The 25,885-nt window shown below is 63.3% G+C and carries 6 protein-coding genes; 5 read left to right on the top strand and 1 reads right to left on the bottom strand.

Translation table 11 applies throughout. The features are described from left to right. Positions 1-79 precede the first annotated feature (79 nt). The 4 genes from ACM6JM_RS01960 (at position 80) to ACM6JM_RS01975 (ending at position 24,557) form a co-directional block, all read left to right on the top strand. The gene (locus ACM6JM_RS01960; protein WP_414881229.1) at positions 80-13,087 is read left to right on the top strand and encodes an amino acid adenylation domain-containing protein; all 13,008 of its coding nucleotides are present in this window, start codon (positions 80-82) and stop codon (positions 13,085-13,087) included. Then, complete coding sequence (locus ACM6JM_RS01965) at positions 13,084-21,384, top strand: amino acid adenylation domain-containing protein (protein ID WP_414881230.1); 8,301 nt, start codon at positions 13,084-13,086, stop codon at positions 21,382-21,384. The genes ACM6JM_RS01960 and ACM6JM_RS01965 overlap by 4 nt, the downstream gene beginning before the upstream one ends. A 66-nt stretch (positions 21,385-21,450) precedes the next feature. Next, on the top strand, positions 21,451-22,599 hold the full coding sequence (gene macA / locus ACM6JM_RS01970) for a macrolide transporter subunit MacA (protein ID WP_074687877.1): 1,149 nt from the start codon (positions 21,451-21,453) through the stop codon (positions 22,597-22,599). 2 nt (positions 22,600-22,601) lie between these two features. After that, entirely contained in the window at positions 22,602-24,557 is a 1,956-nt protein-coding gene (locus ACM6JM_RS01975; protein ID WP_414881231.1) for a MacB family efflux pump subunit, read from the top strand. Between the two features lie 65 nt (positions 24,558-24,622). Here the strand turns inward: ACM6JM_RS01975 and ACM6JM_RS01980 are convergent, their stop codons facing one another. Further along, positions 24,623-25,393 (bottom strand): helix-turn-helix transcriptional regulator, encoded by a 771-nt coding sequence (locus ACM6JM_RS01980; RefSeq protein WP_074687879.1) that lies wholly within the window; start codon positions 25,391-25,393, stop codon positions 24,623-24,625. Positions 25,394-25,648: 255 nt separating this feature from the next. Here ACM6JM_RS01980 and ACM6JM_RS01985 point away from each other — a divergent pair, with 255 nt between their 5' ends. Then, complete coding sequence (locus ACM6JM_RS01985) at positions 25,649-25,876, top strand: hypothetical protein (RefSeq protein WP_052266591.1); 228 nt, start codon at positions 25,649-25,651, stop codon at positions 25,874-25,876. Positions 25,877-25,885: the final 9 nt, after the last annotated feature.

Below are 25,885 nucleotides of genomic sequence, written 5' to 3' on the forward strand. Positions count from 1 at the left end.
AGCTTTTCCAGGCTGCGCGCCGCCGTACGGACTCGCCGCTGCGCGCTCCTTTTTCCCGAATTTACAGCAGGTTACCCCCATGCAATTTCGCGAGCTGATGGCTGTTATTTCCACCCATGCGATCCGCCTTCAACAGGACGATGAAGACCTGGTCATTCTGGGCGATGACGACGCACTGGACGATGCGTTGTGGGACAGCCTCGCCAAACACAAGGCGCAGTTGCTGGAACTGGTGGCGAGCCACGGCGGCGACTGGTCGAGCCCGGCGTTGCGCATCACCCCGGACATGCTGCCGCTGGTGCAACTGGATCAGCCGGCTATCGACCGCATCGTCGCCACCGTGCCGGGCGGCGTGGCGAATGTGCAGGACATCTATCCGCTGGCGCCGCTGCAGGAGGGGCTGCTTTATCACCATCTCTCCGCGCCGGAGGGGGATCCCTATGTGTCGCAGGCGCGGTTCACGTTCGACAGTCGCGAACGGCTGGAGGCATTCACCGAAGCGTTGCGTCGGGTGATCGAGCGCCATGACATTTTGCGCACCTCCATCCTCTGGGAGCATCTGGACGAACCTGTGCAGGTGGTCTGGCGTGAAGCCCCGCTGGTCTGTGAGGAAGTCGATCTGAATGACCGTGAGGATGTACTCGCGCAATTGCTGGCACGCCACGACCCACAATATTTCCGCCTCGACCTGCAACAGGCCCCGTTGCTGCGGCTGGTGTTCGCCGAGGATCCGGTCAACGACCGGGTGGTCGCATTGTTGCTGTTCCATCACATGATCATGGATCACGTCGCGCTCGATGTGGTGCGCCGGGAAATTCAGGCCTACCTGTCCGGCCGCGATGCCGAAGTCGCGAGGGCGGTGCCGTTTCGCGACCACCTGGCGAGGGCACGTCTGGGGTCGGATGAGCAAGCGCATCAAGACTTTTTCCGCGAGATGCTCGGCGAAATCGACGAGCCGACACTGCCCGGTGGCTTGCACGATGTACAAGGTGACGGGCAGGGCATCGAGGAAGTCTCGTGCATGCTCGACAGCGATCTGAGCCAGCGCCTGCGTACCCAGGCGCGACAATCAGGCGTGAGCGTGGCGAGCCTGATGCACCTGGCCATGGCATGCGTGCTAGGGCAGTTGTGCGGGCGCTCGGCGGTGGTGTTCGGCACCGTTCTGTTGGGACGGATGAACGCGGCTGACGGTGTCGAACAGGCCTTGGGGATGTTCATCAATACCTTGCCTTTGCGGGTGGATGTCGGCGCGTCGAGCGTTCATGACGGCGTGCTGACGACGCACCGGCGCCTGACCGCGCTGCTCGCCCATGAGCAGGCGTCCCTGGCGCTGGCCCAGCGTTGCAGCGCCGTGGCGGTGCCGACGCCGCTGTTCAGCGCCATGCTCAACTATCGCCACAGCAGCGTGGAGGAAGTCGCCGAAGTGATCGAGCTGTCGCCGGGGGTGCGCGTGTTGGGTGCCCGCGAGCGCACCAATTACCCGCTGACCGTCAACATCGATGACCTCGGTCAGGACCTGCGCATCACGGTGCTGGCCGACGCGACGCTTGGCGCCTCACGCATCGCCGGTTACCTGCGCACGGCACTGGACAGTCTCGTCGATGCGCTGCAGAACAACCCGCAAGCCGCATTGCACAGCCTCAACATCCTGCCGCCCGCGGAGCGTGAACACTGGCTGTATGGCGTCAATACACCGAGGGCGAGTTTTCTCGACACGCCGTTGATCCATCAGCAATTCGAAGCGCATGCGCACACTCGGCCCGAGGCGGTCGCGTTGCTGTTCGAGGGGCGAACTTACAGCTATGGAGCACTCAACCGACAGGCCAACCAGGTGGCCCATCGTTTGCTCGCCCTTGGCATCCGTCCGGATGACCGGGTAGCGATCTGCGTCGAGCGCGGCCCGCAAATGATCGCCGGCCTGCTCGGCGTGCTCAAAGCGGGTGCCGGATATGTGCCGATCGATCCGGCTTATCCGCTGGAGCGCATCACCTTCACTTTGCAAGACAGTGCGCCGGTGGCGGTGCTGATGCAGGCCGCGACTCTGGATCGGATTGCCGGGCTATCCGTGCCGCAGATCGACCTCGACGAACAAGGTTTGCAAAATGAACCGGCGTTCAATCCACAGATCCCGGACTTGAATCCGGCGCATCTGGCCTACGTGATCTACACCTCTGGCTCCACCGGGCTGCCCAAAGGGGTGATGGTCGAGCACCGCAACGTGGCACGCCTGTTTGGCGCGACCCACGATTGGTTCCGGTTCAATGCGCAAGACGTCTGGGCGTTGTTCCATTCGTTTGCCTTTGATTTCTCGGTCTGGGAAATCTGGGGTGCGCTGGCGTACGGCGGACAGTTGCTGGTGGTGCCGCAACACATCAGTCGCTCGCCGGACGAGTGTTACGCGTTGCTCTGCCGCTCGGGCGTCACCGTACTCAACCAGACGCCAAGCGCGTTCCGGCAGTTGGTCGCCGCCCAAGGCCGCAGCCCGTTGCAGCATTCGCTGCGCGAAGTGATTTTTGGCGGTGAAGCGCTGGAGCCAGGATCGCTCAAACCCTGGTATGCGCGGGTCGGCAACGCCGGCACCCGGCTGGTGAACATGTACGGCATCACCGAAACCACGGTGCATGTGACCTATCGACCGTTGGTGGCGGCAGACGCGCAATTGACCGCCAGCAGCCCGATCGGCGTGCGCATTCCCGACCTGCAGCTGTACGTCCTCGATGCCCGGCGGGAACCCGTACCGGCCGGAGTGACCGGGGAGTTGTATGTGGGTGGCGCCGGGGTTGCCCGTGGTTACCTGAATCGTGAGGCGTTGACCGCCGAGCGCTTTATCGCCGATCCGTTCAGCGAGCATGCCGAAGCGCGTTTGTACAAGACCGGCGATCTGGCACGGTGGACGGTGGAGGGCGAACTCGAATACCTGGGACGCAACGACGATCAGGTGAAAATCCGTGGTTTCCGTATCGAACTTGGCGAGATTCAGGCACGTCTTGCAGCCTGCGACGGCGTGCGCGATGCGCTGGTGATCGCCCGCGAGGACAGCCCTGGCGACACGCGTCTGGTGGCCTACTGGCTGGCCGCCGAAGGTGTCGAACCGAGCGTTGCGCAATTGCGCGATCACCTGCTGGCATCGCTGGCCGAGCATATGGTGCCGGGCGCGTTCGTGCGCCTCGATGCCTTCCCGCTGACGGCCAACGGCAAACTCGATCGCCGGGCGTTGCCGCAGCCGGACAACGAAGCCTTCGCCCGGCGGGCGTTTGAAGCACCGCTTGGCGAAATCGAAACCCGCATCGCTGTGATCTGGCAGACCTTGCTCGGGCTGGAGCGGGTGGGCAGGCATGACAATTTCTTCGAGCTGGGCGGTCATTCGCTGCTGGCGGTGAAGCTGATCGAACGCATGCGTCAGCAAAACATGCAGTGCGACGTCCGCGTGCTGTTCGGCCAGCCGAGCGTGGCTGCACTCGCCGCGACGCTGGGAGGGGACGCCACGGTCAGCGTGCCGGCCAACCGCATCGAACCCGGTTGCACCCGCATCACCCCGGACATGCTGCCGCTGGCCACGCTGGATCAAGCGGCCATCGACCGTATCGTCGAGACCGTCGACGGCGGTATCGACAACGTGCAGGACATCTACGCCCTGGCACCGTTGCAGGCGGGGATCCTCTATCACCATCTGGCCATTGCCGACGGTGACCCGTACGTGTTGCAAGCGCAGTTCGCCTTCGACGGACTGGCGCAGATCAAGGCGTTTGTTCGCGCGTTGAACAGTGTCATCGCCCGGCACGACATCCTGCGTACCAGTGTGGTCAGGGAAAACCTCGAGGAGCCGGTGCAAGTGGTGTGGCGTGCGGCGCCGCTGGCACTGGAGCGGGTGGATGCCGATCCGCAGGACGGTGATGTGTTACAGCAAATGCAGGCGCGCTTCGATCCGCGACACTATCGCCTGGACTTGCAGCGTGCGCCGTTGATGCGCTTTGCCTACACCGAGGACCCGTTGCAAAACCGCTGGGTCGGGATCCTGCTGTTGCACCACATCGTGCTCGATCACACCGCGCTTGAGGTGTTGGTGGCCGAGATGAGCGACGCCCTTGACGGGCAAGTCGGCGTGCTGCCGCCGCCCGTGCAATACCGCAACTATGTCGCTCAGGCCCGTCTCGGTTCGAATGCCGAGGCCCATGAAGCATTCTTTCGCGAGATGCTCGGCGACATCGCTGAACCGACCCTGGCGTTCGGCCTGCGGGACGTACTCGGCGATGGCACAAACATCGTGGACAGCGAACTGGCACTGGATGAGCATCTTGCCGGGCGCCTGCGCCAACAGGCCCGCACGCTGGGCATCAGTGTTGCGAGTCTGGTGCATCAGGCCTGGGGCCAGGTACTTGCCCAGGTCTGCGGGCGCGAGGAAGTGGTATTCGGCACGGTGTTGCTGGGGCGCATGCAGGGGGGAGAGGGCGCCGATCGTTCGTTGGGCATGTTCATCAACACCCTGCCGCTGCGGGTCCATGTCGGGGCCACGGCGGTGGAGGCGGGTGTCAGGGCGACCCACGAGCGTCTGGCGCAACTGCTGGTGCATGAGCAAGCGCCGCTGATACTGGCTCAACGTTGCAGTGGCGTGACGGGTTCGGATCCGCTGTTCAATACCTTGCTCAACTATCGCCACAGCGCGCAACAGACGGCGACGCCGGGCTGGGAAGGCATCCGGATTCTTGATTCTCGTGAGCGCAGCAACTATCCGCTGGTGGTCAGCGTCGACGACCTTGGACAGGGCTTCCGGCTTTCTGTGCAGGCAGTGCCCGAAGTGGATGGCGCGCGGGTCTGCGATTACCTGCAAACCGCACTGCACAATGTGCTGAGCGCGCTGGAACAGGATCGGCATGCGCCATTGAATCAGGTGTCGATCCTGTCGGCGGCCGAACGCCAGCGCGTGCTGGTCGGTTTCAATGTCACCGGTCGCGACTTTGCCCACGGCCATCTGGTGCACCAATTGTTTGAAGCGCGAGCGGCGAGCCAACCCGACGCTGTGGCAGTGGTGCAGGGCGGGCAAAGTCTGAGCTACGACGGCTTGAACCGCCGCGCCAACCGCCTGGCCCATCACTTGATCGGCCTCGGTGTGCAACCGGACGACCGCGTCGCGCTCTGTGTGCAGCGGGGTCCGCAGATGCTGGTCGGGCTGCTGGCGATCCTCAAGGCTGGCGCCGGTTATGTCCCGGTCGATCCGGCACATCCGGCAGAACGGATCGCTTACCTGTTGCAGGACAGCGATCCGGTGGCGGTCCTGGCACAGACGGCCACTCGCGACCTGCTGGGCGCCGTGCCGGTTATCAACCTTGACAGCGACGCCTGGCAGCATCTGCCAGACAGCAATCCACAGTTGCCGGACCTGACCCCGGCACATCTGGCCTACGTGATCTACACCTCCGGCTCCACCGGCCAGCCAAAAGGCGTGATGGTCGAACACGCGACCCTGGAAAACCTTGTGCACTGGCACGTCGATGCCTTTGACCTGCAGGCCGGCAGTCACACCGCCAGCGTGGCCGGTTTCGGTTTTGATGCGATGGCCTGGGAAGTCTGGCCGGCGCTGTGCGTCGGCGCGACATTGCACCTGCCTCCGGAATCGGTGAGCAACGAGCATCTGGACGAACTGCTCGACTGGTGGCGGGCGCAGCCGTTGCAGGTGAGTTTCCTGCCAACCCCGGTGGCCGAGTACGCCTTCAGCCGCGAGCTGCAACACCCGACCTTGCGCACTTTGCTGATCGGTGGTGACAAGCTGCGTCAGTTCAATCGAGAACAGAGTTTCGCGGTGATCAACAACTACGGCCCGACCGAGGCTACGGTGGTCGCCACCTCGGGTCCGGTTGAAGTCGGTCAAACGCTGCACATCGGCCGGCCGATGGCCAACGCTCGTATCTATCTGCTCGACGATCAGCAACGGCCAGTGCCAGTAGGTGTGACGGGGGAGTTGTACGTCGCCGGCGCCGGTGTCGCACGGGGTTATCTGAACCGTCCCGATCTGACCGCCGAACGCTTCCTGAATGATCCGTTCAACGAAGGGCGCATGTACCGCACCGGCGACCTTGCGCGCTGGCTGGCGGACGGCAATGTCGAGTACCTGGGCCGCAACGACGATCAGGTCAAACTGCGCGGCGTGCGGGTTGAACTGGGGGAAATCGAAGCGGCGCTGGCCAGCCATCCGGCAGTGCAGGACGCAGTAGCGCTGGTGCGCGACGGGCAATTGCTGGTGTGGTTCACCGAGTGTGCGCCGACCGATATCGAAGCCCTGCGCAATCATCTGCAAACTCGTCTACCGCAAGCCCTGATCCCGGCGGCTTACGTGCGCCTCGACGCCTTGCCCCTGACCGCCAACGGCAAACTCGACCGCAAGGCCTTGCCGGAGCCGGATCAAAGCGCCTGGCTCAGCCGCGAATACGAAGCCCCGCAAGGCCCGGTGGAAACCGCGCTGGCGCAGATCTGGGCTGACGTGCTGAAGCTGGAGCAGGTCGGACGCCACGACAACTTCTTCGAACTGGGCGGCCACTCGCTGCTGGCCGTGAGCCTGATCGAACGCTTGCGCCAGATCGGTCTGAACACCGATGTGCGCGTGCTGTTCAGCCAGCCGACCCTGGCAGCCCTGGCGGCTGCGGTGGGCAGCGGTCGCGAAATCGAAGTGCCGGCCAATCGCATTCCCGCTGATTGCAGCCACATCACTCCGGAACTGCTGAGTCTGACCGAGCTGGATCAGTCGAGCATCGACCGGATCGTCGCCAGCGTGCCGGGCGGCGCCGCCAACGTGCAGGACATTTATCCGCTGGCGCCGTTGCAGGAGGGCATCCTTTATCACCACTTGAGCGCGGAGCAGGGTGACCCGTACCTGCTGCAATCATGCCTGGCCTTTGCCAGCGTCGAGCGCTTGCACGCTTTTGCCAACGCCTTGCAAAAGGTGATTGCGCGCCACGACATCCTGCGCACCAGCCTGGTTTGGGAAGGATTGCCGAGCCCGCAGCAAGTGGTATGGCGAGAGGCTGCGCTGGCGGTGCAATCGGTCGATTTGAGTCCGCTGGATGGCGATATCCTCGATCAGTTGCGCGCACGGTTCGATGCCCGGGATTATCGCCTCGACCTCGGTCAGGCACCGCTGATCCGTCTGGTATATGCCGAAGATCCGCTGCGTGACCGGGTGGCAGGTGTGCTGTTGTTTCATCACGTCGTGCTGGATCACACCGCACTGGAGGTGGTTCGCCGGGAAATGCAGTTGTATCTGCCGGGGCAGGTTGAGTCTTTGCCGCCTGCCGCGCCCTACCGCAACTACGTACATCAGGCTCGCCAAGGCATCAGCGAGGAAGAACACGAAAGCTTCTTTCGCGAGATGCTCGGTGATATTGACGAGCCGACCCTGCCATTCGGCTTGCAGGACGTACAGGGCGACGGCCGCAACATCGAGGAGCATTCGCTGGCGCTGCCGGTGCAATTGAATCGGCACTTGCGCCGACAGGCGCGGCAATACGGGGTCAGCGTCGCAAGCCTGTTTCATCTCGCCTGGGCGCGGGTGCTGGCGGCGACTTCCGGACGCCGGGACGTGGTGTTCGGCACCGTGCTGCTGGGGCGGATGCAAGGCGGCGAGGGCGCGGATCGGGCTTTGGGGATGTTCATCAACACCTTGCCGTTGCGCGTGGAAGTTGCCGGGCAAAGTGTGAGCGAAGCGGTTCGAACGGTTCATGAGCGGTTGGCGGCTTTACTGGGACATGAGCATGCGTCGCTGGCACTGGCTCAGCGTTGCAGCGCCGTGGCCGCCCCTTTGCCGCTGTTCAGCGCGGTACTCAACTATCGACACAGCGGCCACGACGCTGCGCGACAGACGGTTGACCCGGTCTGGCGAGGCATCGAATTCCTGGCCCAGGACGGGCGCACCAATTATCCGCTGACCTTGAGCATCAACGACCGGGGCGATGGCTTCAATCTGTCGGTGCTGACCCCGGATCATGTGGGGGCGCAGCGGGTCTGCGAGCTGATGCACAGCGCTCTGACGGAGCTGGCGACAGCGTTGGCTGACAACCCCGGACAGGCCTTTGAACGTCTCAACGTCCTGTCAGCGGCGGCGCGCGCGCAGCTGCTTGGCGACTTCAACGCGAGCACGGCGGTTTACCCGTCAGCGCAAGGTGTTCATCGTCTGTTCGAAGCGCAGGTTGCGCGCACGCCGGATGCCGTGGCGGTTCAGGCGGGCACGCAGCGCCTGACGTTCAGGCAATTGAACCAGCGCGCCAATCGCCTGGCCCATCATCTGCAGGGGCTGGGGGGCACTACCGAGACACGAGTGGCGATCTGTCTCAAACGCAGCCCGGACATGCTGGTCGGGCTGTTGGCGATCCTCAAGGCCGGCGCCGCCTATGTACCGGTCGACCCGGCTTATCCACCCGAGCGAATCGCTTACATGCTGGCCGACAGTGCGCCGAGAGTGGTACTGGTTCGCGACGTAGCTTTGCCGAATCAGGCTGGCATACCGGTGATTGATCTTGCCCATGAGACCTGGCAAGACCTGTCGGTTGCTGATCCGCAGGTCGCCGATTTTACGCCGGACAACCTGGCCTACGTGATCTACACCTCAGGCTCCACCGGCCAGCCGAAAGGCGTGATGGTCGAACACGCGACCCTGGAAAACCTTGTGCACTGGCACGCCGAAGCCTTCGACCTGCACGCCGGCAGTCACACCGCCAGCGTGGCCGGGTTCGGCTTCGATGCGATGGCTTGGGAAGTCTGGCCGGCGTTGTGCGTCGGGGCGACGTTGCACCTGCCGCCGGAATCGGTGAGCAACGAGCACCTGGACGAACTGCTCGACTGGTGGCGGGCGCAGCCGTTGCAGGTCAGCTTCCTGCCGACCCCGGTGGCCGAATATGCCTTCAGCCGCGGGCTGCAACACCCGACCCTGCGTACCTTGCTGATCGGCGGCGACAAGCTGCGGCAGTTCAACCGCGAACAGACCTTCGCGGTGATCAACAACTACGGCCCGACCGAAGCCACGGTGGTCGCGACGTCCGGCCGGGTCGAAGTCGGCCAGCCGCTGCACATCGGCCGGCCGATGGCCAACGCCCGAATCTATCTGCTCGATGACCAGCAACGTCCGGTGCCCGTGGGGGTGACGGGTGAGTTGTACGTCGCCGGCGCTGGCGTGGCGCGCGGTTACCTAAACCGTCCCGATCTGACCGCCGAACGCTTTCTTACTGATCCGTTCAGCGATCAGCCGCAGGCGCGGATGTACCGCACCGGCGACCTCGCACGCTGGCTGGCGGACGGCAACATCGAATACCTGGGCCGCAATGACGATCAGGTGAAACTGCGCGGCGTGCGGGTTGAACTGGGGGAAATCGAAGCCGCCCTGAGCAGCCATCCGGCAGTGCAGGACGCGGTGGCGCTGGTGCGCGACGGCCAGTTGCTGGTGTGGTTCACCGAGTGTGCGCCGACCGACATCGAAGCCCTGCGCAATCATCTGCAAACGCGTCTACCGCAAGCATTGATCCCGGCGGCTTACGTTCGACTCGACACCTTGCCGCTGACCGCCAACGGCAAACTCGACCGCAAGGCCTTGCCGGAGCCGGATCAAAGTGCCTGGCTCAGCCGTGAATACGAAGCCCCGCAAGGCCCGGTGGAAACCGCGCTGGCGCAGATCTGGGCCGATGTCCTGAAGCTGGAAAAAGTCGGTCGCCACGACAACTTCTTCGAACTGGGCGGCCACTCGTTGCTGGCCGTGAGTCTGATCGAACGCCTGCGCCAGATCGGCCTGAACACCGACGTGCGTGTGCTGTTCAGCCAGCCGACCCTGGCAGCCCTGGCCGCAGCAGTGGGCAGCGGTCGTGAGATCGAAGTGCCGGCCAACCGCATTCCTGCCGACTGCACCCGCATCACTCCGGAGTTGCTGAGCCTGACCGAGCTGGATCAGTCGAGCATCGACCGGATCGTCGCCAGCGTGCCGGGTGGCGCCGCCAACGTGCAGGACATTTATCCGCTGGCGCCGTTGCAGGAGGGCATTCTTTATCACCATTTGAGCGCGGAGCAGGGCGACCCGTACCTGCTGCAATCGCGGCTGGCCTTCGACAGCCTCGAGCGAGTCGACAGCTTTGTCGCGGCGCTGCGCCAGGTCATTGCCCGTCACGACATCCTGCGCACGGCGGTGATCTGGCAGAAGCTGGCCGAGCCGATGCAAGTGGTCTGGCGTCACGCAGACTTGCCTGCGCAGGAAATAGTGCTCGATCCGGCGGATGGCGACATCCTTGACCAGTTGCACGAGCGTTTCGATGCCCGGCACTACCGGCTCGACATCAGCCAGGCGCCGTTGCTGCGTCTGGTGTATGCCCGTGATCGGGCACACGACCGGGTGCTTGCGATGTTGCTGTTCCACCATCTTGTGCTCGATCACACCGCGCTGGACGTGGTGCAGCACGAAATGCTCGCCTGCCTGCAAGGGCGCGAAGCCTCGCTGGGCGCGGCGGTGCCTTACCGCAACTACGTAGCGCAGGCGCGGCTGGGTGTCAGCGAGCAGGAGCACGAAGCGTTCTTCCGCGACATGCTCGGCGACATCGACGAGCCGACCCTGCCGTTCGGCTTGCAGGATGTGCAGGGAGACGGTCGCGACATTGAGGAAACGCAACAGGCCCTGACCGCCGCCACCGGCCAGCGTCTGCGCAGTCTCGCGCGGCAACTGGGCATCAGCGTGGCCAGCCTGTTCCACCTCGCGTGGGCGCAGGTGTTGGCGGCGACGTCCGGTCAGGAGCGGGTGGTGTTCGGCACGGTGCTGATGGGCCGGATGCAGGGCGGCGAGGGTGCCGACCGGGCGTTGGGGATGTTCATCAACACCTTGCCGCTGCGGGTCGATCTGGGAGCAACCCCGGTGCGTGATGGGGCTCGGGCGACGCATGCGCGGCTCAGTGCGCTGCTTGGCCATGAACACGCGTCACTGGCGCTGGCCCAGCGTTGCAGCGGCGTGGCCGCGCCGTCGCCGCTGTTCAGTTCGATGCTCAACTACCGGCACAGCGCTGATGAAGCTCAACAGCAAAACCTTCGTCAGGCCTGGCAAGGCATCGAGACCCTGAGCAGCGAAGAGCGCACCAACTATCCGCTGAGTCTGGGCGTCGATGATCTGGGCAGCGGGTTCATGCTCACCGCCATGACCCCGGCGAGCATCGGTTCGCAGCGGATCTGCGACTACATGCAGACCGCGCTGGAGCAACTGGCGGATGCTCTGGAGCAGGCTCCGGATCAGCCGCTGAACCGCTTGCCGATCCTTGAAGGCGCAGAGCGTCAGCGTGTCCTTTACGATCTCAATGTCACCGGCACCGCCGACGATCTGGAGCAAACCGTTCACGGGCTGTTCGAAGCGCAAGTACAACGCACGCCGCAAGCCGTTGCTTTGCAGGCCGGTGAACAGCGGCTGACCTACGCCGAACTCAACGCACAGGCCAATCGCCTGGCCCATTACCTGCGTGAGCTGGGCGTGGGGCCGGATTCGCGGGTGGCGATCTGTGTCGAGCGCGGGCTGGAGCTGATCGTCGGTCTGCTCGCCATCCTCAAGGCCGGCGGTGCCTATGTGCCGCTGGACCCGGCGTACCCGGCGGAACGTCTGGATTACATGCTCAAGGACAGCGCGCCGGTAGCGGTGCTGGTGCATGGGGCGACTCGCGCTTTGCTCGACGAGAGCACCGCGCGGGTGATCGATCTGGATCAGGCGCAATGGACATCCAACCCGGATGACAACCCGCAAGTACCGGGCCTGAGCGCTTCGAACCTGGCTTACGTGATCTACACCTCCGGTTCGACCGGTGCGCCGAAAGGCGTGATGGTCGAGCACCGTGGTGTGGGCAACCTGTTGCACTGGAGTTCGCAGCTATGTCCCGCCGTGACGGACGGTGCCCTGTTGCAGAAAACCCCGTTCAGTTTCGATGCCTCGGTCTGGGAGCTGTTCTGGCCTCTGAGCGCTGGCCTGCGTCTGGTGCTGGCACGTCCTGACGGGCACCGCGAACCGGCGTATCTGGCGCAGGTGATTCGCGAGCAACGGATCAGCGTGATCCAGTTCGTACCGGTGCTGTTGCAACAGTTCCTGGAGCAGGACGACGTCAGCCAGTGCAGCAGCCTCACCGATGTGTTCTGTGGCGGCGGCGACCTGACGCCGGCGCTGGCCCGCCTTGTGCGCGTGCGTTTGCCGCAAGTGCGCTTGCACAACGTTTACGGCCCGACCGAAGCCACGGTCGACAGCACGGTGTGGACGCTGGAACCGTCGATGCCGGTGCCGGACAGCGCGTTGCCGATCGGACGGCCGATCAACAACACCCGTCTATATGTCCTCGATGCCGCTCAGCGGCCGGTGCCGATGGGCGTGATCGGTCAGTTGTTCATTGGTGGTGCCGGGGTTGCGCGTGGCTATCTGGGCCTGCCGCAATTGATGGCCGAACGGTTTATCCCGAGCCCGTTCGTGGCCGGCGATCGGCTGTACGCCACGGGCGACCGGGTGCGCTATCGCACCGATGGCCAGCTCGAATTCATCGGGCGCAACGACTTCCAGGTCAAGCTGCGTGGCTTGCGTCTGGAACCGGGTGAGATCGAAGCGCAACTGCTCAGCCATCCAGCCCTGCGCGAAGCCGTGGTGCTGGTGCGTGATGAGCGTCTGGTGGCGTACTTCACCTGGCATGCCGAAGTCGGGCAACCGGGGATCGAGGCGTTGCGCGAACACTTGCTGGCACGCTTGCCCGATTACATGGTGCCGTCGGCGTTTGTAGCGCTCGACAGCCTGCCGCTGAGCCCCAACGGCAAGGTCGATCGCAAGGCGCTGCCTGCACCGGATTCGGCTGCAGTCAGCATTCGCGAATACGAAGCGCCGGTCGGCGAGATGGAAATCCTCCTCGCGGCACTGTGGTGCGAATTGCTCAAAGTCGAGCGCGTCGGGCGGCAAGACCATTTCTTTGAGCTGGGAGGGCATTCGTTGCTGGCGGTCAGCCTGATCGGGCGCCTGCAACAGGCAGGTATCGAAGCCGATGTCCGGACGTTGTTCGAGCAACCGACTCTGGCTGGTTACGCAGCCATCACGGAAAGAATGGAGATCGTCCTGTGAACCTGAATGAACTGTTGGCGACGCTGAAGACAAAAGACATCCAGTTGGCAATCACGGACGGGCAATTACGGGTCAATGGCAACAAGCAGGCCCTGAGTGAACCGGCTTTGCTGGCCGCATTGCGCGAGCACAAGCCGGCATTGATCGAGCTGATCGAGGCGGGCAGTTACTCGCCCGCACGGGAAGGGCAGGTTGCAGTGCCGGTCAATGGCATTTCACCGGGCACAACACGGGTCACCCCGGCGATGCTGACAATGGTTGACCTGAGCCAGGACACCCTCGATCAAATTGTCGCGCAGATCCCTGGCGGCGGCGCCAATGTCCAGGACATCTATCCACTGACGCCGTTGCAGGAGGGCATCCTCTACCACCACGCGAGCGCTGCACAGGGTGATCCGTATGTGATGCAGGCGAAATTCGCGTTCAGCGGACCCGAGCGGTTCGAGGCATTCGTTCGGGCTCTGCAGACTGTCATCGAGCGCCACGACATTCTGCGCACCGCCATCGTCTGGGAAGGACTGGACACGCCGGTGCAAGTCGTCCTGCGAAGTGTCGAGTTGCCTTTGGAGAACGTGCAGCTTGATGCGGCTGAGGGCGATGTCCTTGAGCAGTTGCATGCGCGATTCGACGCCCGGCATTTCCGTCTCGACGTGACACGTGCGCCGCTATTGCGCCTGGCTCATGCCCGGGATTCAGAGACCGGGCGTATCGTCGCGATGTTGCTGTTTCACCACATGGCGATGGATCACTCGGCGCTCGCGGTGGTCAGCGAGGAAATGCAGGCGTGCCTGTCAGGACAGAGCACCAGACTGGGAGTGCCCGTACCGTTTCGCAATTATGTCGCCCAGGCGCGGCTAGGCATCAGCGAGTCCGAGCACGAGGCGTTTTTCCGCGAGATGCTCGGTGACATCGACGAGCCGACGTTGCCGTTCGGCCTGCAGGGCGTGCATGGCGACGGCAGCGACATCGAAGAGTGCGGTGTGCCACTTGACCCGTTGCTGGGGCAGCGCCTGCGAGCCAGTGCCCGCTCGCTCGGGGTGAGTGTCGCGAGTCTGTTCCATCTCGGCTGGGGGCAGGTCCTGAATGCACTCACCGGCAAGTCCGCCGTTGTGTTCGGTACCGTGCTGATGGGGCGGATGCAAGGGGCGGAGTCGACCGACCGCGCGCTGGGCATTTTCATCAACACCTTGCCGCTCCGGGTCGAGGTCAGCGCGCTGGCAGCGAGTGAGGCGGTGAAGGCCACCCAGGCACGTCTGACCAGCCTGATGCGCCATGAGCACGCCCCGCTGGTGCTGGCCCAGCGCTGCAGCGGGGTGGTCGGGTCATCGCCGCTGTTCAGTTCGCTGCTCAATTATCGGCACAGCACCTCAAGTGCCAATGCCAGTGCCGAAGCGCTCTCGGCCTGGGAGGGGATCAGCGTCCTGCATGCGGAGGAACGCACCAATTACCCGCTGACCTTGAGCATCGATGACTTTGGCGATCACTTCAGCCTGACGCTGCTGGCCACCCGTGAAGTCGAGGCGCAGCGCATCTGCAGCTACATGTTGTGTGCCATGGAAAACCTGTTGCAGGCGCTGGAGCACGCGGCGGATACGCCGTTGAGTCAACTGTCGGTGTTGCCCGGCCTGGAGCGCGAACAGTTGTTGACGGGGTTCAACGCCAGCAATGTCGAATACGTTCGCGGACAGACCATTCATCAACGCTTCGAGGCGCAGGTCGTCGCGCGACCGCAAGCGCTGGCAGCGGTGCATCTGGACAAGCAACTGACGTTCCACGAACTGAACCGCCAGGCCAACCTTCTGGCGCATCGCTTGATCGATCTGGGTGTGCAGCCGGATGACCGGGTAGCCATCGTCGCCCGGCGAGGGCTGGATACCCTGGCCGGATTGCTCGCTGTCCTCAAGGCAGGCGCCGGGTATGTGCCGATCGACCCCGCGCATCCGGCCGAACGCTTGAATTATCTGCTGAGCGATTGCGAGCCAGTGGCGATTCTGACCTCGAGTGACCTGCTCGCACGGCTGCCGGGACAGGAGCTGCCGGTACTCGATCTTGATCCGCGCACCTGGCGCTCAGGCAATGACGCAAACCCAGTGGTAGCAGGTCTGTCCGAGGCGAACCTGGCTTATGTGATCTACACCTCGGGCTCCACCGGTTTGCCCAAGGGGGTGATGGTCGAACACCAGACACTGGCCAATCTGGTCGACTGGCACTGCAACGCCTTTGACCTGCGTACCGGTCGCCATACGTCGAGTCTGGCCGGGTTCGGCTTCGACGCGATGGCATGGGAAGTCTGGCCAGCTCTGTGCGTCGGCGCGACCCTGCACCTGGCGCCTGCGCAGGATGGCGGCGAAGACGTCGACGGGCTGCTGGCCTGGTGGTGCGCGCAACCGCTGGACGTGAGTTTCCTGCCGACGCCCGTCGCCGAATACGCCTTCAGCCGGCATCTCGAGCACCCGACATTGCGTACCCTGCTGATCGGCGGCGACCGCTTGCGTCAGTTTTCGCGCAATCAGCATTTCGATGTGATCAACAACTATGGCCCGACCGAAGCCACCGTAGTCGCCACGTCCGGACGGATCGAGGCGGGGGAGGCGCTGCACATCGGTAAACCGGTGAGCAATACCTCGGTGTACCTGCTCGACGAGCAACAGCGTCCGGTGCCGATCGGGGTGCCCGGCGAGCTGTATATCGGTGGCCGAGGCGTGGCGCGTGGTTACTTGAACCGTGCGCAACTGACCGCCGAACGCTTTCTGCCGGACCCGTTCAGTCAACGTCCGAATGCGCGTCTGTATCGCACCGGCGACCTTGCCCGCTGGCGCCGGGACGGGACAATCGAATACCTGGGGCGCAACGATGACCAGGTGAAAATCCGCGGCATGCGTATAGAACTGGGGGAAATCGAAAGCCGTCTGCAGCAGCTTCCCGGCATTCAGGAAGCGGTGCTGCTGGCCCGTGAAGATGAGCCTGGACAACCACGGCTGGTGGCTTATTTCACCGAGCAGGCCCAGGTGCAGCCACTGGCTGTGGCGCAACTGCGCGAGCATCTGCTGGGCCAGTTGCCCGAGTACATGGTGCCGGTCGCGTTCGTCAGACTCGACAGCCTGCCGCTGACCGCCAATGGCAAACTGGATCGCAAGGCCTTGCCGTTGCCGGAGCGCACGGCGCTGCTCACACGCGAATACGAGGCGCCGCAAGGCGAATTGGAATGCACGCTGGCGCAGATCTGGGCCGAAATTCTGCAGGTTGAACGGATAGGCCGACAGGATCATTTCTTTGAGCTGGGCGGCCATTCGTTGCTGGCCATGCGCATGGTCGCGCAGGTGCGTCAGCGACTGGGCGTGGAGCTTGCGCTCGGCGAGTTGTTCGCCAATGCCGAGCTGGCGTCGGTGGCGCAGTCGCTTGCCCGGGCCGGACGCTCGACGCAGCCACCGATCCTGCCGGTGCCACGGGAAGGCGCATTGCCGCTGTCGTTTTCCCAGCAGCGCTTCTGGTTTCTGGCGCAGATGGAAGGTGCCAACACGGCTTACAACATTCCGATCGGTCTGCGTCTGCGCGGTGTGCTCGACGCCGATGCGCTACAGCGGGCGCTGGCCCGGATTGTCGCCCGCCACGAAAGCCTGCGCAGCCGTTTCACGCCGTACAACGGCGAAGCCCAGGTGCTGATTACTCCGCCCGACAGCGGTGTGCTGCTGCGGGTCGAGGACCTGCGCCAGCACCCGCAGGCCGATGAAGCCTTGCAGGCGCTGATTCAGGGGGAAGCTTCCGGCCCGTTCGACTTGCAGGATGATCCGTTGATTCGCGGACGGCTGGTGCGTATGGCCGACGATCACCATGTGTTGCTGATCACCTTGCATCACATCATCTCCGACGGTTGGTCGATGGAGGTGCTGACCCGCGAGCTGATGGCGTTGTATCAGGCTTTCAGTCAGGGGTTGGCGGACCCTTTGCCGCTGCTGGCGTTGCAATACACCGACTATGCCGTCTGGCAGCGACGCTGGCTGAGCGGGGAGGTTTTGCAGCGCCAGAGCGATTATTGGCAACGCACGCTGGCCGATGCGCCAGCCTTGCTGACGTTGCCTGCCGACCGACCGCGACCACCGCAACAGGATTACGCCGGCAGCAGCGTCGAAGTGTGCCTGGACGAGCGCTTGAGCGCCGGCCTCAAAGCCTTGAGCCAGCGCCATGGCGTGACGCTGTACATGACGATGCTGAGCGCGTGGGCGATGCTGCTCAGTCGTTTGGCCGGGCAATCGGACGTGGTGGTCGGTTCGCCGGTGGCCAACCGTTTCCGGGCCGAAATCGACGGACTGATCGGGTTGTTCGTCAATACCCTGGCGTTACGCATTGATACTTCCGGTGAGTTGAGCACCGAAGCGCTGCTGGCGCGGGTCAAGGCGCTGACCCTGCAGGCCCAGGCCCATCAGGACCTGCCCTTCGAGCAAGTGGTGGAAATCGCCCGACCGGCCCGCAGCCTGGCCCACAGCCCGCTGTTCCAGACCATGTTCAACTGGCGCAACAGCGACGGGCCGGTATTGGCGCTGGGGGATCTGACCCTGGAAGCGGTGGCGGAGCCGAGTCACTTCGCCAAGTTCGACCTGACCCTGACCCTGGGTGAATCGCCGAACGGGATAAATGGCTGGATGGAGTACGCCACAGCGCTCTTCGATGAGGCGACGGCACGGCGTTATGTCGGTTATTTCCAGCGCTTGTTGCAGGCCATGGTCAACAACGACCAGGCAGTGCTGGAACACGCGCAGATAATCGAGGATCAGGAACGCACGCAGTTGCTCGACGAATTCAACGCCACCGCACGGGATTGTCCGCAAGTGCTTACCGTGCACCGGATCTTCGAGATGCAGGCCGCCGAGCATCCGCAAGCCGTTGCCGCGGTGCACGGGACGCAGGTGTTGAGTTACGCAGAACTGAACCGCAGCGCCAACGGCCTGGCTCATCATCTCATCGCTCAAGGTGTGCAGCCCGGCGATCATGTGGCGATTCTGTTGCCACGCTCGCTGGAACTGTTGATCGCGCAGTTGGCGATCATCAAGTGTGCGGCGGCCTATGTGCCGCTGGACATCAACGCACCCGCCGAGCGTCAGGCATTCATGGTGCAGGATTGTCAGGCGGTCGCGCTGTTGACCGGCAGCGATCAGGCCTTCGAGTACCCGGTGCGACGAATGGATCTGGATACCCTGGCGCTTGCCGGGAGTCCTTCGCACAACCCGGATCTGCCTCAGTCCTCGGAGGCGCTGGCGTACATCATGTACACCTCGGGCTCCACGGGCACGCCGAAGGGGGTCATGGTGCCGCATCGCGGCATTACCCGCCTTGTGATCGACTGCGGCTACGCCGATTTCAACCCGAGTGATCGCGTGGCATTCGCTTCGAACCCGGCGTTCGATGCGAGCACCATGGATATCTGGGGCGCTTTGCTCAACGGTGGCCAGGTGGCCGTGATCGATCATGGGATTTTGCTCGACCCACAGGCATTCGGCCGGGAGCTGAGCCGGTGCGGGGCCACGATCCTCTTCGTCACCACCGCATTGTTCAATCAGTATGTGCAATTGATTCCCGAGGTGCTCAAAGGGCTGCGCATCCTGCTGTGCGGTGGGGAGCGTGGCGATCCGGCAGCGTTTCGAAAGCTGCTCGCCGAAGCACCGGACCTGCGCCTGGTGCATTGTTATGGCCCGACCGAAACCACGACGTACGCCACCACCTTCGAAGTGCGTGAGGTGGCGCCGGATGCCGACAGCGTCTCGATTGGCGGCCCCATCGGCAATACCCGCGTGTATGTGCTGGATAACCGGCAACAACCGGTGCCGTTCGGCGTCACCGGCGAGTTGTACATCGGTGGTCAGGGGGTTGCGCTGGGCTATTTGAATCGGCCTCAACTGAGTGCCGAGAAATTCCTCCGGGATCCGTTCAGCGATAACCCGCAAGCCTTGATGTATCGCACGGGCGACCTGGTCCGCTGGCAGTCGCCGGGGCGACTGGAATGTCTCGGCCGCAATGATGACCAGGTGAAGATCCGCGGCTTCCGGATCGAACTCGGAGAAATCGAAAACCGTCTGTTGAGCTGTCCGGGGGTCAAGGAAGCGGTGGTCGTGGCCCGACGCGACGGCCAGGAGCCAACGCGGCTGGTGGCCTATTACACGGCGCACGATCCTGCATTGCAGGGCGCTACCCTTCGCGCGCTGCTGCAAGCCAGGTTACCGGAGTACATGGTGCCGACCGCCTGGGTGGTGCTGGAGAGCCTGCCGCTGAACAACAACGGCAAGGTCGATCGCAAAGCCTTGCCCGCGCCGACACACCAAGCGCTGGTCATGCGTGACTATCAGGCGCCGGCCAATCCTCTTGAGGAATCACTGGCCGGGCTATGGGCTGAAGTGTTGCAAGTCGGGCGGGTAGGCCGCCATGACAACTTCTTCGAACTGGGCGGGCATTCGCTGCTGGCGGTGCGGCTCGTCGATCTGATGCAGAAGGCCAACAGGCCGATTTCGTTGGCCGAGCTGTTCCAGCATCCAACTGTCGAGTCTGCTGCCACGCTGTTGTGCCAGCGCGATGACGCTGTGCAACACCATGACGGCGTGGTCGTGGTGCGGGCAAGCGAGCGGGGCACGCCGTTGTTCCTGGTGCATGAGTTCAGTGGTCGGGACCTGTATTTCCCGGCGCTGGGCCTGTACATCGGCGGCGAGTTCCCGATTTACGGCTTGCCGGGTATCGATCCCGGTATGGCGCAACTGCGCACCATGGAATGCCTGGCAACCCGGCTGGTCGAGGTGATCCGCGCCAGACAACCCCACGGCCCCTATCGGCTTGCCGGCTGGTCGTTCGGTGGCGTGCTGGCTTATGAAATCGCGGCGCAACTGCTCGGGATGGACGAGTCAGTGGCGTTTGTCGGGCTGATCGACTCCTACGTGCCACGTCTGGCCGATCCGGATAAGGCGCTGTGGAACGATGCACATGTGCACAAGCGCCAATTGCTTCTGCATTGCACGGCGCATTGGGCCGGACGCGAGACGCAGGGGCAGCAGGCACTGGCGCGTCTGGCCATGTTGCAGACCGAACTTGAGCAGTGGGCGTTCGCCGATTTGTTCAACCATTGTCACGAACAACAGTTGCTCAGGCCCGAACTGGCGGCTGTCTCGTCGGCGGATGCCTGGCATTACCTCGACCGGGAAGTGGCCCACGGGCATGCGTTGGCGCATTACCGGATCAACCCGATCGGCCTGCCGTTGCATCTGCTGCGTGCCACGGAGCGTTCGGCGCAAATGTCACGACTCAGCGCCACGCGCGGTTGGGCTGAAGAATTGCCAGGTGCCGAGTTGCACTGCATCGACGTACCGGGCGATCACCAGAGCATGATGAAAGCACCGCACGTTCAGGCTCTGGGGCAGGCCCTGACTCAGGCGCTGGAAACGGCAACTGCGCCCGCGCCAGCGGCGTATCAGCCGATCCTAACCATTCAGACCGGTCACACCGGGCATGCACCGATTTTCTGCGTGCCGGGTGCCGGCGACAGTGTTACCGGGTTCCTCCACCTGACTGAGGCGCTGGGGCCGGAGTGGCCGATTCATGGGCTGCAACCCCGAGGCCTGGACGGCGCGACGGTGCCGCACAGCCGGGTCGAAAGCGCCGCCACGTTCTACCGGCGGGCGCTTGAACAGCTGTATCCGCAAGGACCGGTGCATTTGATCGGGCATTCATTCGGTGGCTGGGTGGCCTACGCCATGGCGGCGCAGTTGCAGGCGGCTGGGCGCGAAGTGGCATCCCTGACGCTGATCGACAGTGAATCGCCGGGCGGCAACAGTGTGGTGGGCAAGCCTTACACCACGACGGCGGCGTTGTTGCGGCTGATCGAGTCGCTGCAACTGTCCAGCGGCAAGTCTCTGGGCATCGATGCGCTGACGTTCGCCGAAGCCGACGACAGCACGCAAATGCGCCTGCTGCACGAGGGGATGGTGCGCGCGGGTGTGCTGTCGGAGCGCGCGTCACTCGATGCGATGCAGGGCCCGGTGCGCACGTTCGCCACCGCACTGCGCACGGTCTATCGGCCGGCGCTGGCCTACACCGGTCCGGTGCGTCTGGCGCTGGTGGACGACCCGACGCTGGACGCCTCGGGCAACCAGCGCGAACAGGCGGCGATGCTCGAAGGCTGGCAGCGTGAGGCCAGGGATCTGGCGGTGTGGTACGGCCCAGGCAACCACTTCACGATCCTCAAGGCGCCCAACGTCTTCAGTCTTGCGGCGTGGTGGCATGACGGGCTGACGGTGGCGGCGGGCCAAGTGTTGTCCTGATTGAAGTTTTTATCCTGGAACCCGGCCGCTGGCCGGGCTCAACCCTGAACGGAATTGTGGTCATTTATGGAACAGTCGAAGGTGCGCAAAGTCGGTCTGGGAATCGCGTTGACGCTGGTGGCCGGGTTGGTGTTCTACACGGTGCAGGCGCCGGCCGAGGCACCGCAATACCTGACCGCCACGGTCGAACGCGCTGACATTGAAAACGCAGTGCTGGCCACCGGTTTGCTGGAGGGCATCAAGCAGGTGGACGTCGGTGCCCAGGTTTCGGGGCAGTTGAAGTCGCTCAAGGTCAAGGTCGGCGACAAGGTCAAGAAGGGCCAGTGGCTGGCGGAAATCGATCCGTTGGTGCTGCAGAACACCCTGCGTCAGGCACAGGTCGATGAGGAGAATCTGCAAGCCCAGCGCCGGGCGACCCAGGCTCAACTGCGCCAGACCAAGGCCATCTACGAGCGCTATCAGAACCTGCAGGAGGACGCCTCGATCTCGCGGCAGGATTTCGAAACCGCGCAATCGAACTACGAGGTGCAGCAGGCCAATCTGTTGTCGCTGGATGCACAGATCAAGAGTGCACACATCCAGATCGACACCGCCAAGGTCAATCTGGCCTACACGCGGATCGTCGCGCCCATCGATGGCGATGTGGTGGGCATCGTGACCCAGGAAGGCCAGACCGTGATCGCCAATCAGCTGGCACCGATCCTGCTCAAACTGGCGGACCTGGACACCATGACCGTAAAGGCTCAGGTGTCGGAGGCCGATGTCATCCACATTGCACCGGGGCAGGAGGTGTACTTCACCATTCTTGGTGAGGACAAACGTTATTACGGCAAACTGCGCGGCACTGAGCCTGCGCCGCAGAACTTCCTCGAAACCCCGCCCGCCGGCACGCCGAAGCAGAACACTGCGGTGTTCTATAACGCGCTGTTCGAGGTGCCGAATCCCGATCACCGTTTGCGTATTTCCATGACCGCTCAGGTGCGGGTGGTGCTCGACACCGCCAAATCGGTGCTGACGATTCCGGTCGCCGCGCTGGGCCCACGCAACAGCGATGGCAGCTTCCCGGTGCGGGTGCTGGACGCCAAGGGCCAGGCGCAGTCGCGCAATGTGCAGACCGGGATCAACAACAACGTCAAGGTGCAGGTCAACGAAGGCCTGGCCGAAGGCGACCGGGTGGTGATCGGTGATCCGGTGACGAAAGTGGCAGGGGCATGAGCATGAGCGAACCTCTGCTGCAACTGACCGGCATCAGCCGCAGCTTCACGGCTGGCGATCGCGAATTCCTCGCGCTGAAGAACATCAACCTGACGATCCATGCCGGGGAAATGGTCGCGATCATCGGCGCCTCGGGCTCCGGCAAATCGACCCTGATGAACATCCTCGGCTGCCTCGATTACGCCACGGCCGGCAGCTACAGGATCAACGGCCGGGAAACCCGCGATCTGGACAGTCAGGCGCTGGCCGAACTGCGTCGCGACTATTTCGGCTTCATCTTCCAGCGCTACCACTTGCTGCCGCACTTGAGCGCGATGCACAACGTCGAGATGCCGGCAATCTACGCCGGCACGCCGGAACCACAGCGTCATGCGCGAGCCCGTGAATTGTTGGCGCGCCTTGGGCTGGAAGGGCACCTGACCCATCGTCCGAGTCAACTCTCGGGCGGTCAGCAGCAGCGGGTCAGTATCGCCCGGGCCCTGATGAACGGCGGCGAAGTGATCCTCGCGGACGAGCCGACCGGCGCCCTCGACACCACCAGCGGCAAGGAGGTGATGCGCATCCTGCTGGAGTTGCACGCGGCCGGGCACACGGTGATTCTGGTGACCCATGACCCCAAGGTCGCGGCCAATGCCGAGCGCATCATTGAGGTCAGTGACGGCGAAATCCTTAGCGACCGCCGCAACGAGCATGACACCACGGCATTGAACAATGAGGACGCGGTCCCCAAATCCACGGGGGCGCGGCGTCTGGTGGCCAGCCTCGGGTTGTTCAAGGAAGCCTTCAACATGGCCTGGGTCGCGCTGATCTCGCATCGGATGCGCACCTTGCTGACCATGCTCGGGATCGTTATCGGCATCACCTCGGTGGTGTCGATATCGGCCATCGGTGAAGGGGCCAAGCGCTATGTGCTCAAGGACATTCAGGCCATCGGCAGCAACACCATCGATATCTATTCCGGCACCAGTTTCGGCGACAGCCGTTCGGCGGCCATCGAAACCCTGGTGCCGACGGATGTGACGGCGCTCAACCAGCTGTATTACGTCGACAGCGCCACGCCGGTGGTCGGGCGCAATCTGTTGCTGCGCTATCGCAACATCGATCTCGATGCCCAGGTCAACGGGGTCAGCGATCTGTACTTCCAGGTGCGCGGAATCAAGATGGAGTCGGGCATTGCGTTCAGCGAAAACGATGCCCGACGCCAGGCTCAGGTGGTGGTGATCGATCACAACACCCGCCAACGGTTATTCGGCGAGGGAGTCGATCCGCTGGGACAGGTGATCCTGATCGGCAACCTGCCGTGCACCGTGATCGGTGTGGCAGCAGAAAAGAAGAACATTTTCTCGTCGAGCAAGTCGCTCAATGTCTGGGTGCCTTACGAAACCGCAGCCGGTCGACTGTTGGGCCAGCGCTACCTGGACAGCATCAGTGTGCGGATCAAGGACGGCCAACCGAGCAAGGTCGTGGAGGACAACGTCAACAAGCTGATGCTGCAGCGCCACGGCACCAAGGATTTCTTCACCAACAACCTCGACAGTGTCATGCAGACGGTGCAGAAAACCAGCCGCTCACTGGCGCTATTGCTATCGCTGATTGCAGTGATTTCGCTGGTGGTCGGCGGCATCGGGGTGATGAACATCATGCTGGTGTCGGTCACCGAACGGACCCGCGAGATCGGTATCCGAATGGCGGTCGGGGCGCGGCAGTCGGACATTCGTCAGCAGTTTCTGGTGGAGGCGGTGATGGTCTGTCTGCTGGGCGGGGCGATTGGAATCTCGTTGAGTTACGCCATCGGCCACCTGTTTTCGCTGTTCATCAAGGAATGGGAAATGGTGTTCTCGTTGAGCTCGGTGTTGACGGCGGTGATCTGCTCGACGCTGATCGGCATCGTGTTCGGCTTTGTGCCGGCGCGCAATGCATCGCGGCTCGACCCGATCGAGGCGTTGGCGCGGGACTGAGGGCCGGACATGAAAAAAACCGCCGTCCCTGGCAGGACGGCGGTTTTTTTCCGGCGTGTGATCGATCAGGCCGCGTTGGACGGGTCGCAGGCGGCCGGGCAGTCCTCAGGCGAATACATCCAGCGCATCAGCGAATGGCGGCCGCTGATTCCCAGTTTGATGGCAGCACGTTTGAGGTAGCTCTCGACGGTATTGACCTTCAGTTGCAATTGCTCGGCCAGTTCAGGCGCGGTGCGCCCGGCCAGCAGACCGACGCACACTTCCAGTTCACGGTTGGACAGGCTCAGGCCCAGTTGCTGCACGCGTTCGCAAAAACGCAGGCGCAGGGTTTCCAGTCCTTGCAGCGATGCTTCGGTCGCTGCGGCTTGCGCCTCGGGATCCGCACTCGCCGGTTGCAGCGCGTGGATGTGCTTTTCCACCATCGGCAGCAACACCGGGGAGATGTCCTGCAACAGACTGCGCTCGCGCGCGGAGAAGCGCTTCGACGGTCCGCAGCGGTACACGGAAATCACATAACGGTAACCGTCCTTGCGCCGGGTCAGGTGCAACTGCGAAGCATCGGTGACCGTGGAGGGTTCGGGGGCGGGCACGTCACTGTTGCCGGGATCGGTGCTCAGTTCGGAATACACCGTCTCGGCCGTCAGGGTTGCCTCTTTGGGGCATTCCGGCTCGGTGCGCGGTTGCGTACGTGCGACCGGCTCCACGCGCATCTGCCGGATGTGTGTGGCATCCACGGCCAGTTGGGTGAGGATCAGGTCGTGCAGCATCCGCGGAAAATGCCGGCTGCCGGTGCTGGCGATGACTTTGCCGATGTGAGGGAACAGGTGTGAGTTCATGTGTTTCATCCATGAGTAGCAATGGGGGAATTGCGCTTTCCCGAGTCTCCGGCGGATATCCTTGGCCGGCGACCTCAAATCGGGAAATTTGGATCCTATCCTAGTACAACGTTTGAGCGACCGTTTAATGAAGGGGTTATTAGCTCATAACGAACATTGAGTGCCGCAACCGCATTGCCTTCCACTCGTCGCATGTATCGAACGACGCAGAACCGAACCGGCTCTACCCGATGTCATCTTCGCGAGGCATTCGATATGTTTGATCAACGCAAAAAAGAGTCCCTGTCGGCCTGGCGCAATCTGGCAACACAGTCCCGGGAGCAGCTCGACCCACAGGATCAATATGATGAGTTGCTCAAGGGGGCCGACGAGATGCTGGAGCAGGGACTTATCAACGCTTCCGAGTGGCGGCAGTTGGTGCGCGATGCAGGCCACATCTTTATCCGTCACGAAGACTTGTCTGCGCCACCGCTTGAAGGGTAGCAGGCACTC

Source organism: Pseudomonas sp. IT-P2 (genome assembly GCF_949767575.1).
GTDB classification, from domain to species: domain Bacteria; phylum Pseudomonadota; class Gammaproteobacteria; order Pseudomonadales; family Pseudomonadaceae; genus Aquipseudomonas; species Aquipseudomonas pharyngis.